General features: G+C 57.1%; 18 protein-coding genes. 5 read left to right on the top strand and 13 right to left on the bottom strand.

Annotated elements, in window-relative coordinates:
• Positions 1-53: 53 nt before the first annotated feature.
• The 7 genes from AC2FGE_RS15035 to AC2FGE_RS15005 form a co-directional block, all read right to left on the bottom strand.
• Entirely contained in the window at positions 54-1,286 is a 1,233-nt protein-coding gene (locus AC2FGE_RS15035) for a mandelate racemase/muconate lactonizing enzyme family protein (RefSeq protein ID WP_496820030.1), read from the bottom strand.
• A 90-nt stretch (positions 1,287-1,376) separates the two neighbouring features.
• Positions 1,377-2,576 carry a TCR/Tet family MFS transporter gene (locus tag AC2FGE_RS15030; protein ID WP_496820028.1) on the bottom strand — a complete coding sequence of 400 codons (1,200 nt, stop codon included), beginning with the start codon at positions 2,574-2,576 and terminating at the stop codon, positions 1,377-1,379.
• Positions 2,577-2,677: 101 nt separating this feature from the next.
• Positions 2,678-3,391 carry an alpha/beta fold hydrolase gene (locus tag AC2FGE_RS15025; RefSeq protein ID WP_496820027.1) on the bottom strand — a complete coding sequence of 238 codons (714 nt, stop codon included), beginning with the start codon at positions 3,389-3,391 and terminating at the stop codon, positions 2,678-2,680.
• Positions 3,392-3,403: 12 nt separating this feature from the next.
• Positions 3,404-4,192 (bottom strand): 3-oxoadipate enol-lactonase, encoded by a 789-nt coding sequence (gene pcaD, locus AC2FGE_RS15020; protein ID WP_496820026.1) that lies wholly within the window; start codon positions 4,190-4,192, stop codon positions 3,404-3,406.
• Positions 4,193-4,238: 46 nt separating this feature from the next.
• On the bottom strand, positions 4,239-5,216 hold the full coding sequence (locus AC2FGE_RS15015) for a threonine ammonia-lyase (RefSeq protein ID WP_496820025.1): 978 nt from the start codon (positions 5,214-5,216) through the stop codon (positions 4,239-4,241).
• Positions 5,213-6,040 carry an alpha/beta fold hydrolase gene (locus AC2FGE_RS15010; RefSeq protein ID WP_496820024.1) on the bottom strand — a complete coding sequence of 276 codons (828 nt, stop codon included), beginning with the start codon at positions 6,038-6,040 and terminating at the stop codon, positions 5,213-5,215. The genes AC2FGE_RS15015 and AC2FGE_RS15010 overlap by 4 nt, the downstream gene beginning before the upstream one ends.
• A complete protein-coding gene (locus tag AC2FGE_RS15005; protein ID WP_496820023.1) occupies positions 6,040-6,726 on the bottom strand; it encodes a haloacid dehalogenase type II in 687 nt (228 codons plus the stop codon). Before AC2FGE_RS15005 ends, AC2FGE_RS15010 begins: the two co-directional genes overlap by 1 nt.
• A gap of 126 nt (positions 6,727-6,852) precedes the next feature.
• Here AC2FGE_RS15005 and AC2FGE_RS15000 point away from each other — a divergent pair, with 126 nt between their 5' ends.
• A complete protein-coding gene (locus AC2FGE_RS15000) occupies positions 6,853-7,281 on the top strand; it encodes an FKBP-type peptidyl-prolyl cis-trans isomerase (protein ID WP_496820022.1) in 429 nt (142 codons plus the stop codon).
• Between the two features lie 116 nt (positions 7,282-7,397).
• On the opposite strand, the gene AC2FGE_RS14995 is transcribed toward AC2FGE_RS15000, so the two are convergent.
• The 4 genes from AC2FGE_RS14995 to fabA are packed head-to-tail and all read right to left on the bottom strand — an operon-like array spanning position 7,398 to position 10,198.
• Positions 7,398-7,571: a hypothetical protein gene (locus tag AC2FGE_RS14995; RefSeq protein WP_170531201.1), complete on the bottom strand. Its 174-nt coding sequence runs from the start codon at positions 7,569-7,571 to the stop codon at positions 7,398-7,400.
• 59 nt (positions 7,572-7,630) lie between these two features.
• Positions 7,631-8,422: an enoyl-ACP reductase FabI gene (locus AC2FGE_RS14990; protein WP_496820021.1), complete on the bottom strand. Its 792-nt coding sequence runs from the start codon at positions 8,420-8,422 to the stop codon at positions 7,631-7,633.
• Positions 8,423-8,427: 5 nt separating this feature from the next.
• Positions 8,428-9,657, bottom strand: a complete 1,230-nt coding sequence (gene fabB / locus AC2FGE_RS14985; RefSeq protein WP_496820019.1) for a beta-ketoacyl-ACP synthase I — start codon at positions 9,655-9,657, stop codon at positions 8,428-8,430.
• A 31-nt stretch (positions 9,658-9,688) separates the two neighbouring features.
• The gene (gene fabA, locus AC2FGE_RS14980) at positions 9,689-10,198 is read right to left on the bottom strand and encodes a bifunctional 3-hydroxydecanoyl-ACP dehydratase/trans-2-decenoyl-ACP isomerase (protein WP_496820018.1); all 510 of its coding nucleotides are present in this window, start codon (positions 10,196-10,198) and stop codon (positions 9,689-9,691) included.
• A gap of 185 nt (positions 10,199-10,383) precedes the next feature.
• Between fabA and irrA the strand changes: the two genes are divergently transcribed.
• On the top strand, positions 10,384-10,806 hold the full coding sequence (irrA, locus tag AC2FGE_RS14975) for an iron response transcriptional regulator IrrA (RefSeq protein WP_496820017.1): 423 nt from the start codon (positions 10,384-10,386) through the stop codon (positions 10,804-10,806).
• Between the two features lies 1 nt (position 10,807).
• Here the strand turns inward: irrA and AC2FGE_RS14970 are convergent, their stop codons facing one another.
• The gene (locus AC2FGE_RS14970; RefSeq protein WP_496820016.1) at positions 10,808-11,704 is read right to left on the bottom strand and encodes a LysR family transcriptional regulator; all 897 of its coding nucleotides are present in this window, start codon (positions 11,702-11,704) and stop codon (positions 10,808-10,810) included.
• 93 nt (positions 11,705-11,797) lie between these two features.
• On the opposite strand from AC2FGE_RS14970, the gene AC2FGE_RS14965 reads away from it, so the two are divergent.
• Entirely contained in the window at positions 11,798-12,595 is a 798-nt protein-coding gene (locus tag AC2FGE_RS14965; RefSeq protein ID WP_496820015.1) for a phytanoyl-CoA dioxygenase family protein, read from the top strand.
• Between the two features lie 2 nt (positions 12,596-12,597).
• Here AC2FGE_RS14965 and AC2FGE_RS14960 read toward each other — a convergent pair whose 3' ends face one another.
• Positions 12,598-13,461 (bottom strand): hypothetical protein, encoded by an 864-nt coding sequence (locus AC2FGE_RS14960; RefSeq protein ID WP_496820014.1) that lies wholly within the window; start codon positions 13,459-13,461, stop codon positions 12,598-12,600.
• A 119-nt stretch (positions 13,462-13,580) separates the two neighbouring features.
• Between AC2FGE_RS14960 and miaB the strand changes: the two genes are divergently transcribed.
• Positions 13,581-14,912, top strand: a complete 1,332-nt coding sequence (gene miaB, locus AC2FGE_RS14955) for a tRNA (N6-isopentenyl adenosine(37)-C2)-methylthiotransferase MiaB (protein ID WP_496820013.1) — start codon at positions 13,581-13,583, stop codon at positions 14,910-14,912.
• 172 nt (positions 14,913-15,084) lie between these two features.
• Positions 15,085-15,849, top strand: a complete 765-nt coding sequence (locus tag AC2FGE_RS14950) for an outer membrane protein (RefSeq protein ID WP_496820012.1) — start codon at positions 15,085-15,087, stop codon at positions 15,847-15,849.
• Positions 15,850-15,880 lie beyond the last annotated feature (31 nt).

Below are 15,880 nucleotides of genomic sequence, written 5' to 3'. Positions count from 1 at the left end.
GGCCATCTGTCAGATAGGGGTTGGAGCAATATGCCCTAACCCACGCGGGCTTGTCACCCCTCGGTCGCCGGTGCGCCGCCCTGAAAGGCATTTCCGTTGATGTAGTCGCAAGGCTCTTCCTGCATTTGCAGATGCAGCCCGTCTCCGGTGTAGGGATATGCGCGCGCCAGATCTTCGTCTACCTCAATCCCAAGGCCCGGCGCGGTGGGTGGCGTGACAAAGCCATCCTCAACCCGGATCGAGCCTTTGATCAGTTGATCATGGAACGGGGTCTCGATGGATTCCAACAACAGCAGGTTAGGGATTGAAGCCGCCAGATGGATATTGGCGGCCCATTCCACCGGACCCGCATAAAGATGGGGGGCCATCTGCGCATTAAAAACCTCGGCCATGGCCGCGACCTTCTTCATTTCCCAAATGCCCCCGGCGCGACCCAGTGCGGGTTGCAGGATTTCTGCTGCACCCGCGCGCAGGACCGCACCGAACTCGGCTTTGGTGGTCAAGCGCTCTCCGGTGGCGACGGGGATGCGGACGTTGCGCGCGACGCGGGCCATGTCTTCGATATTGTCAGGTGGGGTGGGTTCTTCGAACCAAAGCGGTGAATACGGCTCCAGCGCCTGGCCCAGCCGAATAGCGCCAGCGGTGTTGAATTGACCATGGGTGCCGAACAGCAGATCAGCCTTGTCCCCTACAGCTTCGCGGATGGCTTTGCAGAAGGCCACAGACATCGAGATATCGGACATCGCTGGCATATGCCCGCCCCGGATCGTATAGGGACCAGCCGGATCGAATTTGACCGCCGTATAGCCTTGCCGAACCATTTCTGCGGCGCATTCGCCGGCCTGATCCGGCGCAGTCCAGAAATCGTTCAGATTGTGCTGGGGTAGAGGGTAGAGGTAGGTGTAAGACCTGATGCGTTCATTCATCTTGCCGCCCAGCAGGGCATAAACGGGCCGGTCGCGATCTTTCCCCAAAATGTCCCAGCACGCGATTTCAAGCCCCGAAAAGGCCCCCATGACCGTCAGGTCCGGGCGTTGTGTAAATCCGCTGGAATAGGCGCGTCGGAACATCCGTTCGATGTTTTCGGGATTTTCACCCTGCATATGTCGCTCAAACACATCGCGGATCACATGGGTCATGGCCTCGGGGCTTACGGTTGAGGCATAGCATTCTCCCCAGCCCGTGATACCTGTGTCGGTGGTGAGTTTCACCAATATCCAGTAGCGCCCACCCCAACCGGGGGCCGGGGGCGCCGTGACGATGATATCCAGGTCTTGCAGCTTCATTCTGTGGGCTCCGGCGTTGCGGTGGTTTGGGCCACGGTGGCGTGGGAACATGCGCGCTGCAAGCTGGAAATCGTCAGATTGATGTCGTTGTTACACCGTGATGGGGCGTGCCCGAAGAAACAGAAGCACGCCGACTAGCATGAGGACCAGAGCCAGCAGGAAAGGCGCGCCCGGCAGATAGATCGCCGTGTCCGGTCGAATGAAGCGGGCAAAAACGCTGGTCATCAACAAGGGCGATATGACCATCGACAAAGCATGTAGCGATGCCAGCACGCCCTGAAGCTCTCCTTGCTGCGAATCCGGTGCGGCGCGCGACATCATCGCTTGTAACGCTGGTGTGATGACCGCGCCCAGTGCAGTCATCGGGATCAACATCAAAGCGATCAGGCCATTGGTCAGAAAGGCCAGAAACAGGAAGCTAACAATCTCGAAGGCCATACCGTAGAGGATGGTGACACGTTCACCCAGATACCGCGTGGCAGGGCGGATCAGCCCGCCCTGAACAGCGGTCATGCCAATTCCATAGACACCCAGCGACAGGCCGATCATCTGCGGCGACCAGCCGAAACGCTCGGTCGTAAAATAGGACCAGATCGCGGGGTACACATAGATTGAGACCGAATACAGGAAATAGACCCATAGTAGGGGCCGGATACCGGGCAGCGCTGCAATCGCGGTCAGCGAACTGACCGGGTTGGCGCGTTTCAGGCTGAATGTACGCCGGGTCTTGTCGGTCACGGTTTCCGGCATCACAAACAAGCCAATGGCGAAGATCAGGGCCGAAAGTCCTGCGGCCGCCCAAAACGGCGCGCGCGTACCATATTCACTCAGCAAACCGCCCATCACCGGGCCCAGAACAAAGCCCACGCCAAAGGCTGCGCCAACGAGTCCGAAATTTGCAGCTTTATCCTCTGGCTTCGAGACATCGGCCATAAATGCCGCCGCCGTCGAATGGGTGGCCGCCGTGATACCCCCGACAATGCGGCCAATCAGCAGCAGCCAGATGCTACCCGCCAGTGCCATCACCACGTAGTCCAGGGCCATGACAAATAGGGACACCAGCAGAACAACGCGCCGCCCATAGGCATCCGACAGATTGCCCAGGATAGGCCCAAAGACAAACTGCATCGCAGCAAACGCAGTGCTGAGGATACCACCCCAAATCGCCGCACTTGCAAGTGTTCCGCCCTGAACCTCGACAATCAGCTGCGGCATGATCGGCATCACCAGGCCGATCCCCATCGCATCGATCATCACGGTAGATAGAACAAAGGCAAAGGGCAGGCGCATCAGAACCGTCTCAGAGTTTTGTTCCCGGCACCCTAGGCGGGGTCCACTCTTTAAGAAAGGGGCCTTTTACCTAAACGTAAGGTCGCAAGACATTCACCTGATCAAAGCCGTTCTTCAAGGTCGGACAATACATTGGCCAGTTGATTCGGTTGCGAAAAGAACGATGAATGCCCGCTATCAATCACCCTGCACAAATCCGGGCGGATCCCGTCGCTCATCTTTTTTTGATATGCGTATGGGACAGTGTGGTCATCGCTGGTGGCGATGTATGCGCGCGGGACGCGCTGGTAGCGTTCGCCAAGGTATAGAGGTGTATCTTGCGGACGGATGGCCTGCGGACAGAGGCGTGCGAAGGCGAACGGCGTAATCTCAGGCGGGCAATCATGGTAGAACAGGTCTTTCACATGCTCCGGTCGCACAGTGTAGGACAACCCATCAGCGGACTTTTCGACGGCATTAGCAATTGTCTGGCTTGGTCCAAGACGACGCATTTCGACCATCGACAGCCCGTCATGCGGTACATATGCGCTCAGATAGACCAGGGCGCGCATGGCTGTTGGTTGTGCTTCGGCGGCAGCGCTGATTGGATAACCACCCCAGGAATGTCCTACGATAATCGTATTTGGTGTTGATGCGGCAAGGATGGCGTCCCGGCAGCCATCAAGGGTAACCTCGGCAATCGGCGTAGGGTCTGCGCCGTGGCTGGGCATGTCGATGGCGCGGGCGGAATGACCAAGGCTTTCCAGCGCGGGGATCATGTCGCGCCAACACCAGGCGCCGTGGCAAGAACCGTGAATCAGAAGGAAATCAGCCATCCAAAGGCTCCCTTAAATATGTCCAATATCTTTCAAAAACGCGTTTAGTATAGCGGCAAACTCCTCGGGTCTTTCAACACAAGGCAAATGGCCGGCCTTTCGTATCAATTTGAACTGCGCGCCGGGGATCAACTCGACCGTTTCGCGCACAAGGTCCGGTGGGGTCGAGCCGTCTTCGCTGCCAGCGATGCCCAGTGTGGGCAGCCGCAGACCTGACGTTGGGGTATAGAAATCCGTGCCGGCGATAGCGGCACAGCATCCCAGATACCCTTCAATTGGCTGCCGCACCATCATCTCGCGCCAGGGCAGGTGGTTTTGTGCGGCTCGAAACTCACGCGAGAACCAGCGTTCCATCGTGGCATCGGCCAAGGCTTCGATCCCGCCATCGCGAACAGCCTGCATCCGATCCTGCCAGATCGAGGGGATGCCGATCTTGGCGGCCGTGTTGGAAAGGACCAAAGCCCGCACCTGATCCAGACGCTTAACAGCTAGGCCCTGGGCAATCATACCGCCGATGGACAGACCCACGAACACGCAATCGCGCACTGCAAGATGATCCAACAGTGCCTCGGTATCTCGGATCAGCGATCCCATTGAATAGGGAGCAGGTGGAACCGAGGATCGACCATGGCCACGTTTGTCAAATCGGATGATCCGCAGCCCTTCGGGCAGATGTGGAATCACGCCATCCCATAGATGCAGGTCGGTGCCCAGTGAATTGGCAAACACGATGGGTGCGCCATTTGGCGAGCCATCAATCCTGTAGTTCAGGTCCACTTTCCCGATCGTCACGTGAGGCATCTTAAGGTCCTTTGGGTCGTAACACGCGCTTTATTCAATCTGACCACTATGCGTTTAACCGCTCCAATGCTTTGGCAAACACATTCGGATCGGCATTGCCGCCGGATGCAACCACCACCACATCGTCACCTTCAATCTCATCCTTGCGGAACAGGGCCGAGGCCAGCGCAACGGCACCACCGGGTTCCAATACGATTTTCAGGCGCAGAAATGCCAAAGCCACGGCCTCAAGCGCCTCATCCTCGGTTACCGAAAGGCCCGGTCCGCAGAGCCGTTGGAGAATGGGAAAGGTGATCTCGCCCGGTTGCGGGGTGAGGATCGCATCGCAGATGTTGCCGGACGAGGCGGTGTTGTTCTGTATCCGACCGCTGGCCAATGAGCGTTTGACATCGTCAAACCCGTCCGGCTCGCACGGTCGGGCGCGCAGGCCGGGTGCGTGTTTTTCCAATGCCAGAGCGATACCCGAGGTCAACCCACCACCTCCGCAGCATACCAGAACATCTGCCTTTTCAACACCGAACGCTTCGACCTGTCGCGCGAGTTCAAGGCCAACTGTACCCTGGCCGGCAATAACCTGAGGTTCATCATAGGGCCGGATAAGGGTCAGGCCTCGTTCAGCGGCCAAAGTCTCGCCAATCTCCTCACGGCTTTCGCTGGACCGATCATAGAGGACCACTTCGCCACCCAAAGCGCGCGTGTTGTCGATCTTCAATTGTGGAGCATCCGACGGCATCACGATCACCGACGCAACGCCATGTTTCGAGGCCGCCATTGCGATGCCCTGCGCATGATTGCCCGAGGAATAGGCGATGACACCACGCTGTCGCTGCTCGGGGTTCAGCACAGATATCGCCGACCATGCGCCGCGAAACTTAAAACTGCCGGTATGTTGTAGACATTCGGGTTTAACCAAAACGCGACGGCCCGCGATGTCATCCAGAAAGGGTGAGGTTAGAACGGGCGTTTCCCTTACATGCCCGAGCAATCGGTCTGCGGCGGCTTCGATCAGTTCAATACTGCTCATGTTTTGCTCAATACCTTGTGTATGAGGGCCAAAGATTCAGGTTCGTCCAGAAACGGAACATGCCCCCGGTTCGGAACTTCGGTTGAGGTCAAACCGGGATGGCGTCGGTGCATCTCAGCCAGGGTTTCCGCACTTAGAACATCCGAGTTTGCACCGCGCAACACGCCGGTTGGGATACCGTTTAGCGCTTCGAAGAACATCCACATATCGGGGATCGCTCCGGTTGCAGCCTGTTCCAGCAACGCGGTGCGCAGGGCAGGGTCATAGCGCAGTGTCAAACCGTCAGCTGTGGCATTGTACTGAACCTTAGCCTGTGCCAGCCATCTGTCATATGGAACATCAGGGAACTGTGTTGCCATCCCTGATTTCAGCGCATGTGCCGCCTGTTCATAGGTTTTTGAGGCGGGTTCTTTGCCAACATAATCCATGATCTTGGCGATGCCTGCCGGTTCGATCACGGGCCCAACATCATTCAGGATCACTTGGGTCAGCCGTTCGGGGTGGCTGGCGGCAAGGGCCATGGCGATTAATCCGCCACGCGATGTGCCCAGGATTGCTGTTCTGGGCAAGTTCAAATGATCCAACAGGTCAATCGCGTCCAGTGATTCACGGAAGATGTTGTAGTTCATGTAGTCTGGATCATGGTCTGATCGCCCGCGTCCGCGGTAATCCATCATGATGAGGTGCATGCCATTCAGGTGGGGCTGAACAAACGAGAAATCACCACTGTTGCGTGTCAAACCCGACAGACACAGTAAAGGATCACCAGAGCCGGATTGTTGGAAATACAGACGTCTGCCGTCTGATGTTCGAAAATCAGGCATCAAACCCCCGCCAGATCAGGGATCGTGGTCAGGTCCGCCAGCACATGCGCCGGTGTCCAAGGCAGACGATCCATCGGCTCGTTTGCGCGGTTTACCCATGCGGTGACAAAGCCATAACCACTGGCGCCAGCGGCATCCCAACCATTCGAGCTGACGAATAACACTTCTTCTCGGGCGCAGCCGAACCGTTGCTGCACCAAATCATAGACCCGAACATGTGGCTTGAAGACACCAACGCTTTCGACGGACAGAACATCATCCAGCAGGTCGCCAATCCCGGCAGATTCAACAGCCCCGTCCAGCATTGGCGGAGATCCGTTGGAAAGGATCGCGGTTTGCAGTCCGCCGTCTTTTAAGGCCTTCAACATGTCCGGAACCTCGGGGTAGGCCTGTAGCTCCCAATACAGATCCAGCAGGCGTTGGCGCAGCTTGGCGTCCCCTTGCAGCCCGGCGGCCTCTAGCGCCCAATCCAGACCATCCTGCGTGATATCCCAGAAATCGGCATGCGCATCGGCGACGGCCCGAAGCCAGGTGTATTGGAGCTGCTTCAAACGCCAATGTCCCGCGACCTCGGGCCAGGTGTCGCGCAGCGCCTCAAAGCCTGGCTCGGACGCGGCCTGACGGGCGGCGGCGGCGACGTCGAACAATGTGCCATAGGCATCAAAAATACAGGTTGTGATTGTCATCTACGCCTCCGACATTTCTGCGCAAGTTGGCATAAGAGGGCAGGGCATGAAAGGGCGAAGGGTTTACATCATTGTGTAGGCCCCTAGGGTTGGCGGTTCACACACTTATCGGCCCGGAGGCCCCAAATGACAGACATCAAACAAGGCGACAGGGTTCGCATCCACTATACCGGTACGCTGCTGGACGGTACTGTCTTCGACAGCTCGGACGGGCGCGATCCGCTGGAGTTTGTTGTGGGGTCCGGGCAGATCATCCCGGGGCTTGATAGCGCGATGCCCGGCCTTGCCGTGGGCGATAAGAAACGGGTCGAGATTGCCTGCGTTGATGCCTATGGGCCGATCAACCCTGCCATGCGCCAGGAAATACCGCGCGAGGGTATTCCGGATGACATCCCGCAGGACCCCGGGACACAATTGCAAATGCAGACACCGGATGGTCAGGCTTTGCCGGTCACGATTGTTGACGCAAATGACGCGACCGTAACGCTGGACGCCAATCACCCGCTGGCTGGTCAGGATTTGATTTTCGAGATTGAGGTTGCCTCAATCAACTAGTGTAATTGAAGATCGATCCGAGTGTTTCAGTCAGAACGGTTGAAATCTACGCAGTACCATCGCAGGACCTGCACGGGCCTGCGCTGTTCTTGAACGCAATGAACCCGGCTTTGCCCTTATCCGATCAACGCTTCGATGGCGCTGCGCACTGGAGGTTGTGTGAAGAACACAAATAGCACCAGCAACGTGGTCAGGGTCAAAAGCAGGATACGGGCGCGCTGGCTCAGAAAGCCGGATTTGCGCCGGGCCGTGCGGGCATTGCTTGCGATGATCTGGTCAAGTTTACTCATATCGCAAACCCTGACGCTGAAAGATGGTTAAATCTGGGCGGCGTCAGGGAAAGATATGGTCACATGAAATCGGGTTGTGGCATTCCGAGCACGTGAAAACCGCCATCCACACGGATGATTTCGCCCGATGTGCAGGCGCCTGCATCCGATGTCAGGTATACCGCTGTTCCGCCGACCGCCTCAAGCGTCGCGTTCGAACGCATAGGGGCATTTTGGTCGCAGAACTTATAGGTCTTGCGCGCACCGCCGATGGCCGCGCCTGCCAGCGTTTTCATCGGGCCGGGTGAAATGGCGTTTACGCGGATACCTTCGGGGCCCAGATCATTGGCCAGATAGCGGGTCGCAGACTCCAGTGCAGCCTTGGCAACACCCATCACGTTGTAGTTCGGGACAACGCGGTTTGAGCCCTGATAGGTCAGTGTCAACAGCGAGCCGCCATTGTCCTTCATCATCGGATAGGCGCGGCGCGCGACTTCGATGAAGGAATATGCAGAGACATCCATCGAGTGTTTGAAGTTGGCCCGCGTGGTGTTCAGGAACCGGCCCGTCAGTTCGGATTTGTCCGAATAGGCAATGGCGTGGACCACGAAATCGATGGTTGGCCAGCGCTCGGCCAACTCTCCGAACGCACGATCCAAAGACTCGTCATCGGTGACATCCGCATCCACCATGAAATCGCTGCCAAGGCTTTGGGCCAGCGGTTCCAACCGCTTGCCGAATGCCTCGCCCTGATAGGTGAATGCCAGTTCCGCGCCTGCTTCGTGCATGGCTTTGGCAATGCCCCACGCAATCGAGCGATCATTGGCGACGCCCATGATCAGGCCGCGTTTTCCCTTTAGAAGATCCGACATCACATTCACCCGTTATATTTCGACAGAACCATGGATCCGTTGGTGCCGCCAAAGCCGAAGCTGTTGGTCATGACACTGTCCAGTCCTGCGTTTTCAACTGTTTCTGTTGCAATTTCACCGGGCAGAATGCCTTCGGCTAATGTGTCGACATTGATCGACGGCGTAATGAAATCATTGTCCAGCATCAGCAGGCAGAAGATCGCCTCAAGCGCGCCTGCAGCCCCCTGCGCATGGCCGGTCATCGATTTGGTCGATGAGATTGGTGGCACATTGCCTTCGCCAAAGATGCGGCGCACGGCTTCGACCTCACCCACGTCCCCGACTGGGGTCGAGGTGCCGTGAGCGTTGATGTAACCGACTTTGCGACCTTCTGGGACGGTCGCCAGAGCGAGACGCATCGCGCGTTCACCGCCCTCGCCGGATGGGGCCACCATATCATGGCCGTCCGAGGTGGCGGCATAGCCGGTCACTTCAGCATAGATTTTTGCACCACGGGCTAGGGCGTGATCCAGCTCCTCCAACACGACGATACCACCACCGCCGGAAATTACGAACCCGTCGCGGTTTTCATCAAATGCGCGCGAGGCTTTTTCAGGCGTGTCATTGTATTTCGATGACATCGCACCCATTGCGTCGAACAGGCAGGACAGGGTCCAATCCAGCTCTTCGCCGCCGCCTGCGAACATGACGTCCTGCTTGCCCAGCATGATCTGTTCCGCTGCGTTGCCGATGCAGTGCAGCGAGGTCGAACAGGCAGAGGTGATCGAGTAGTTGATCCCCTTGATCTTGAACGCGGTCGCGAGGTTGGCTGAAATCGTCGAACACATGCATTTGGGAACCGCAAAGGGCCCGATCCGCTTGGTGGCACCAGTTTTCAGAACTGTCTGATGCGCCGTCAGCATGGCGCTGGTCGACGGACCGCCGGAACCGGCCACCAGGCCAGTGCGCGGGTTGACCACCTGGTCTTCGCCCAACCCGGAATCTGCAATCGCCTGGCTCATGGCGATATGGGCATAGGCTGCGCCGGGGCCCATGAAACGCAGGGTACGCTTGTCCACATGCTCGGCCACGTCGATTTTCAGCGACCCGGCGATCTGACTGCGAAAGCCATGTTCGACCATTTGCTCATTGGCTTCGATACCGGATTTACCGGCCTTAAGTGAGGCCAGAACCTCTTGGGCATTGTTCCCGATGGAGGAGACGATCCCCAGACCGGTGACAACTACTCGACGCATGTACGTGCTCCTTATCTCAGGCTGGTCCGCCTTAGGCGTCCGACAGAACAACTTTCATGTCTTTGACGTCGTAAATCATTTCGCCGTCCGCTTCGACGATACCATCTGCGACGCCCATGGTCAGGCGGCGGGTCTGGATCGCCTTTTTGAAATCGATCTTGTAGGTCAACATCTTACGGTCCGGGCGCACCATACCTGTCAGCTTGACCTCGCCCACGCCCACGGCCATGCCGCGCCCCTGCCAGCCGCGCCAGCCCAGATTAAAGCCTGTCAATTGCCACAAGCCATCCAGCCCTAGGCATCCGGGCATAATCGGGTTTCCGGGAAAGTGGCAGTCAAAAAACCAAAGGTCGGGCGTGATATCGAATTCAGCCAGAATGTGGCCTTTGCCATGGGCCCCGCCATCCGCCGACACTTCGGTGATGCGATCCATCATCAGCATGGGTGGCGCAGGCAGTTGTGCATTGCCGGGGCCAAATAATTCGCCACGAGCACATTTTAGCAGATCTTCTTTGTCAAAACTGCTCGGGAACTGGGCCATTCTGCCGCCTCTCCTGCCTTGGGTCCGTTCGTTATATCTGGCCTCACCTAGCACCCGTATGCAAGGTCCTGCAAGAGCGCGGGCCGCAAGATGTTGCGGCACATGGCTGATTGCGAATGAATTTCATTTGAAATCCGGGTAAGAGCACCCCTATATATAAGGCAGCAAGAACAGGTATCGGATTCATGACACCTCAGAGCCGAAAAATAGCGACCAATTGGTTGGAAGGCGCTGGGCTGCGCCCAACGCGTCAGCGCGTGGTGTTGGCCGAGCTGTTGATCGGCGATGGCCGCCATCGCCACGTCACAGCAGAAAGCCTGTTTGAATCTGCCAAAACCAAAGGCGACTCTGTGTCGCTTGCGACCGTTTATAACACCTTGCGCGCGTTCTGCGATGCAGGCGTGCTGCAAGAGATCACGGTGGACGGTTCAAAAAGCTATTTCGACACCAATACGCATGATCACCCTCACTTCTTCTGGGAAGATGAAGGTCGGCTCAGCGATGCCCCGTCCGAGGAACTGGTGATCCAGCGCCTGCCAGAGGCTCCCAAAGGAGTCGAGATCGCATCGGTTGATGTGGTGATCCGTCTGCGCAAGAAAACCACCTGATCTATAGATCCTTCATTTGATCAAGTAGAGTGCGTTCTGCAGCCTGCGTTGTTGCGTCGACAGGCCCAGTGCCGTGACGCGCCAGCACGACGGCTTCGGCTACGTCCTTATCGGCGATGGGCAGGCTTGCAAGGCTCTTGTTGTCGTAGCTCAGTGCGTTCTTTGGGCTGGCATAGCTGATGGCCACCCCTTCACCATGTGCGGCGAGGCTGCGCTGAATCTCGAGCGTGGCGGCCCGGTGTCTGACTGTTGGGTTTAACCCATGACGTCTAAAGAGGCCCAGTATGTGTTGTGCAGACAGCCCTTCGCTTGACAGGATCAGCGGTTCGTTCGCCAATTCGGTCAGGGTAACCTGATGTGCCCCAGCCAGCGGATGTTTTGGCGACAGCAATGCCTGCGGGACGCTATCGAACAGTTTTTGTCGTACAAAACCGGCATCCATACCCAGATCATAGGTAATGGCGAGGTCGATCTGACCGTCGATCAAGCTGTCCAGTAATCCCTGGAAATCTTCGACCGCATAAGTCACCGAAACATTTGGCAGCGTCGCGTGCAAACAGCGCAGGGCGGGTGCAAGGTGGAACGGGGCCAAATCGACGAAGCAGCCGACAGTTAACTGATCCAGACCTTGCGGAACGGACCCAGGGTTTTCAACCTGTGCAGCAGCACTCAACAACCCTTCGGCCTGTTCGACAAAGCGGCGCCCCTGCGGGGTTGAAACCATGGCTGCCCCGCGCTTGCGAACGAACAGTGGGTATCCAAGATGTGATTCGACCCGGGTCAGCGCGTTGGACAGCGCGGGTTGCGAGACATTTAGCGCCTGGGCGGCTGCAGATAGGCTGCCCTGCCGCGCGATCGCGCATACATATTCATACTGGCGCAGTGAAATATATAACATGAGGCTAATTATATCTTCGAAAGATATGATTTGAATAGAATACCTGGGTGGTCTCTAACGGACGCATTCAAAGATAACCGAACGGAGATTGACATGCCGCACCCTCTTGTTTCGCAGCAGATGATCGACACCTATCAGAGTGAGGGCGTTGTCTTGGTCAAAGGGCTGTTTGCCGATCACGTCGAACAGCTGCGCGAAGGTGTGGCAGCCAATATGGACGCGCCGGGGCCTTATGCGTCGGAAAACAAGAAAGAAGGCCAAACCGGCCTATTCTTCGATGATTATTGCAACTGGACCCGAATCCCCCAGTTTCAGGAGGTGATCAAGACCTCTCCGGCTGCTGCTGTGGCTGCTGATCTGATGCAGTCGCAAACTGTGCAGATGTTTCATGATCATGTTCTGGTCAAAGAACCCGGAACTTCGATGGCGACGCCGTGGCATCAGGACGGGCCGTATTACTTTGTCGAAGGGCAGCAAACGATCAGCTTCTGGTCACCGCTGGATGCGGTGAAACAGGCCACGCTGCGTTGCGTTGCCGGATCGCATCGCTGGGAGAAAGAGGTGCTGCCGACCCGCTGGGTCTCGGAAGAGGGGTTCTTTGCGGATGAAGGCCAATACATCCCCGTGCCCGACCCGGATGCCGAAGGTATGAAAGTGGTCGAGTTCGAGATGGAGCCGGGGGATGCTGTGGCGTTTAACTATCGCACCTTGCACGGCGCGCGGGGCAACCAGTCGGATAGCCGCCGTCGGGCATTCTCGCTACGGTTGGTCGGTGATGATGCGCGGTATGTGGAACGCCCCGGCCCGACCTCTCCCCCGTTTCCGGGGCATGAGATGGTGCCGGGTCAGCGTCTGCGCGAGGATTGGTTTCCTGTTCTGCTGCAACGCTAGCTTCAGAACCACTGGCCGGGTTCGATCAGGCCTAAATCCATCAGTTGTCGAGAATGCCATTCGAAAGACACAGAATGGCTCCAGCGGAAACTGGGGATGTCAAAGGTCGACCCGGCATTGCTTTTCAGTGCCTTGGCAGCGCGGAATGAACAGATAGCAGCCGTCAGGTTGTGATGCCACGGGCAGGAATAGGTGTTGTATTCCGGCAGGTTGAACGTGTGATCCGGTTGAATAAGCAAATCGGCCTGCGTTTTGAACAGGGCGATCCTGTCGATCCGGCGACGGTCGTAGGGAATATGATCCTCGAACCGCCACCGCAGGCCACCCGACATATCCAACTGGCGTTCCAGGGGCCGTCCTGAGGTGTCGTGGCGTGCATGTGCGTAGTAACCTGTTCTGTCGAGCATGGCATGGTCCGGTGCGACACCGGTTGGGAACTTGGCTAGATCATCGGCGTAAAGGTCGACAACATGGCACAGCATCGCGCTGCGGCGTTCCTCGGTGTGAAAGGCGAGTATCTCACCGATGCTGCGCGTTTCGCAGAACGGATAGAACAGGTATTCAGCGTTGTAGCAGTAGTACATCCAGACGCTTGGAGCCGCTTTGATGATGTGGTTCAACGCGTCGAATACGACCGATCTGGGCGCGCAATTGAACGTAACCCGATGAACCCGCGCGCTGAGCTCCTCGCTCAAGTCGAACTCGGCTGGCATGAATGCGACGACGGATTGAAATCCAAGTGACAAGTGATGGTGCAGCGTGCTTTCAACTTCGACATCATCTTCGGCAAAGATCAGAGCGACCGGTCCCTTGGGCAAGGCGGTTTGGCCGGATTTCAGGAAACTGTCCAAGGAATCGTAGATCATCGCGCGTTCATTTGTGCCTGCTGGAAAGTCCTGCCAAATTCAGGTAAATGCGCCCACATTGCAAGCGGCGTTCGAAGCGTATAGATGACGCCGATCCAGCGAATGCAAAGGCCCGCCCCATGTCCGAACCCAAGAAGCTGTTTATCAAGACCTATGGCTGTCAGATGAATGTCTATGACAGTGAACGTATGGCCGAAGCACTGGGCGGGCAGGGCTATGTTGAAACCAAGTCAGCCGATGATGCGGATATGATTCTGCTGAACACCTGCCATATCCGGGAAAAGGCGGCCGAGAAGGTCTATTCCGAACTTGGACGCTTCAAAGGGCTGAAGGCTGAGAAACCCGATCTGAAGATCGGTGTTGCAGGATGTGTGGCACAGGCTGAAGGCGAGGAAATCATGCGCCGCCAGCCGTTGGTCGATCTGGTGGTCGGCCCGCAAAGCTATCACCGCCTGCCCGAAATGGAGGCCAAGACCCGTACCGGGGCCAAAGCGCTGGACACGGATTTCCCCGAAGAGGACAAGTTCGAAAAGCTCAAGAACCGCCCCAAGGCCAAGCGCGGCCCGACTGCGTTTTTGACAGTGCAGGAAGGCTGCGACAAGTTTTGTGCTTTCTGCGTTGTGCCTTATACGCGTGGGGCCGAGGTCAGCCGCCCGGCGGATCGGATCATCCGCGAAGCGCAGGATCTGGTGGAACGCGGTGTGCGCGAAATCACCTTGTTGGGCCAGAATGTGAACGCCTATCACGGCGCGGGTCCGAACGGAGACATGACTTTGGCCTCTCTGATCTGGGAGTTGAACAAGGTCGATGGGCTGGAACGCATCCGGTTCACCACATCGCATCCCAATGACATGGCCGATGACCTGATCGAGGCCCATGGTACCTGCGACAAACTGATGCCGTACCTGCATTTACCTGTGCAATCCGGCTCGGACCGGATTCTCAAGCGGATGAACCGTAGCCACACCGCCGAAAGCTACCTGCGACTGATCGAACGTATCCGCGCGGCGCGCCCGGATATCGTAATGTCGGGCGATTTCATCGTCGGTTTCCCGGAAGAGACCGAAGAGGATTTTCAGGCGACGATGAATTTGGTTGAGCAAGTCAAATATGGCTATGCCTATTCGTTCAAATATTCGACCCGCCCGGGCACACCAGCCGCGGAACGGGCGCAGGTTGATCCGGATGCTGCAGATGACCGCCTACAGCGACTGCAGGCCCTGATCACCCAGCATCAGCGCGAGATTCAGGATTCGATGGTGGGCCGCACAGTGCGCGTTCTGTTCGAAAAGACCGGTCGTCTCGAAGGGCAAATGGTTGGTAAATCTGAATATCTGCACTCGGTCCACGTTAAGGCCCCCGGGATTGAAGTTGGCGATCTGCGAGAGGTACGCATCACCGATTCGGGTGCAAATTCACTGGCAGGAGAGCTACTCTCGTTCGGCGATTGACCGCTGATAAGGCACCAGTTATGGGTTTTGTTTCCAAAATTTACCCTTGATTTATGGCTTAGAACTATGTTCGGACCAATGCTAACCATGTGTTCGGCGTTTATCTGAGCATCTGAAAAGCCGTATGTTGCGCTGCCCCGAAAACGTGGTCAGCGCGTGATGGAGGGTACGAGTGGAAATTATTCGGGGATTGAACAGATCGGGCCTTTGGCGCGCAGTACGGGTTGCTTGTGTTTCTGTGCTTTTTGCCAGCTCATCGCTGGCGGCTGATCGAACGGGCGAGGTTGCGGAACCCGATGTGCTTAGCGCCGAGCGATTTAGCCGTGATGTCAGCGCTTTCTATCTTGGGTTCGGCGCCGGTTATGGCGCAAACGGAAGCGACCGTTTCGGTCTGAGAACCCCCGCCGGTGTATTCGATATCGGTGGTCAGGATATCCGCGGTGGCTATTTCAGCCTGCGGGGGGGATGGCGCGGTGTCGTTCCGACCAGCCTTGGCCGCGATTATGTGTACGGATTCGAACTGGGGTATGACGTTGGAAATCTAAGCGATACGGTCTCGACCCAGATCGGTGACGACACTGTGACAGGCAGAACCGAAATCTCTGACGTGTTTTATGTGCAACTGCGCAACGGTCTGACAAACCGCAGCGGTCGGGTGCTGTACTTTGTCAGTGTTGGATACATCTGGGGCAAGGTTGATACGACCAGTAGCATCTCCTCGACCTTCTCCAGCCGGCTTTTCGAAGATTCGGATCATCGCGGTGGGTACACCGCAAGCATCGGGGCCGAGCATAAATTGAACGACAAATGGTCGATCACGGGCGAGTATCAATATGTCCAGTTCGAATCCAAGACGGTTGAATTCGGCTCGGGCTTTTCGACCAAGTCGACGCCGGGATATCGCGGCCTCAGATTTGGTCTGAACTACACGTTCTGACGCACATTTCCTGGCGATCGCAAATCGGTTG

It is taken from the genome of Ruegeria sp. YTSA075 (genome assembly GCF_059610245.1).
This window is presented reverse-complemented; position numbering and strand designations above follow the sequence as displayed.

Excerpts from the sequence above, each read along its gene's own strand:
- AC2FGE_RS15035 (WP_496820030.1), bottom strand. The coding sequence starts at position 1,286 with ATGAAGCTGCAAGACCTGGATATCATCGTCACGGCGCCCCCGGCCCCC.
- AC2FGE_RS15030 (WP_496820028.1), bottom strand. The coding sequence starts at position 2,576 with ATGCGCCTGCCCTTTGCCTTTGTTCTATCTACCGTGATGATCGATGCG.
- AC2FGE_RS15025 (WP_496820027.1), bottom strand. The coding sequence starts at position 3,391 with ATGGCTGATTTCCTTCTGATTCACGGTTCTTGCCACGGCGCCTGGTGT.
- pcaD (WP_496820026.1), bottom strand. The coding sequence starts at position 4,192 with ATGCCTCACGTGACGATCGGGAAAGTGGACCTGAACTACAGGATTGAT.
- AC2FGE_RS15015 (WP_496820025.1), bottom strand. The coding sequence starts at position 5,216 with ATGAGCAGTATTGAACTGATCGAAGCCGCCGCAGACCGATTGCTCGGG.
- AC2FGE_RS15010 (WP_496820024.1), bottom strand. The coding sequence starts at position 6,040 with ATGCCTGATTTTCGAACATCAGACGGCAGACGTCTGTATTTCCAACAA.
- AC2FGE_RS15005 (WP_496820023.1), bottom strand. The coding sequence starts at position 6,726 with ATGACAATCACAACCTGTATTTTTGATGCCTATGGCACATTGTTCGAC.
- AC2FGE_RS15000 (WP_496820022.1), top strand. The coding sequence starts at position 6,853 with ATGACAGACATCAAACAAGGCGACAGGGTTCGCATCCACTATACCGGT.
- AC2FGE_RS14995 (WP_170531201.1), bottom strand. The coding sequence starts at position 7,571 with ATGAGTAAACTTGACCAGATCATCGCAAGCAATGCCCGCACGGCCCGG.
- AC2FGE_RS14990 (WP_496820021.1), bottom strand. The coding sequence starts at position 8,422 with ATGTCGGATCTTCTAAAGGGAAAACGCGGCCTGATCATGGGCGTCGCC.
- fabB (WP_496820019.1), bottom strand. The coding sequence starts at position 9,657 with ATGCGTCGAGTAGTTGTCACCGGTCTGGGGATCGTCTCCTCCATCGGG.
- fabA (WP_496820018.1), bottom strand. The coding sequence starts at position 10,198 with ATGGCCCAGTTCCCGAGCAGTTTTGACAAAGAAGATCTGCTAAAATGT.
- irrA (WP_496820017.1), top strand. The coding sequence starts at position 10,384 with ATGACACCTCAGAGCCGAAAAATAGCGACCAATTGGTTGGAAGGCGCT.
- AC2FGE_RS14970 (WP_496820016.1), bottom strand. The coding sequence starts at position 11,704 with ATGTTATATATTTCACTGCGCCAGTATGAATATGTATGCGCGATCGCG.
- AC2FGE_RS14965 (WP_496820015.1), top strand. The coding sequence starts at position 11,798 with ATGCCGCACCCTCTTGTTTCGCAGCAGATGATCGACACCTATCAGAGT.
- AC2FGE_RS14960 (WP_496820014.1), bottom strand. The coding sequence starts at position 13,461 with ATGATCTACGATTCCTTGGACAGTTTCCTGAAATCCGGCCAAACCGCC.
- miaB (WP_496820013.1), top strand. The coding sequence starts at position 13,581 with ATGTCCGAACCCAAGAAGCTGTTTATCAAGACCTATGGCTGTCAGATG.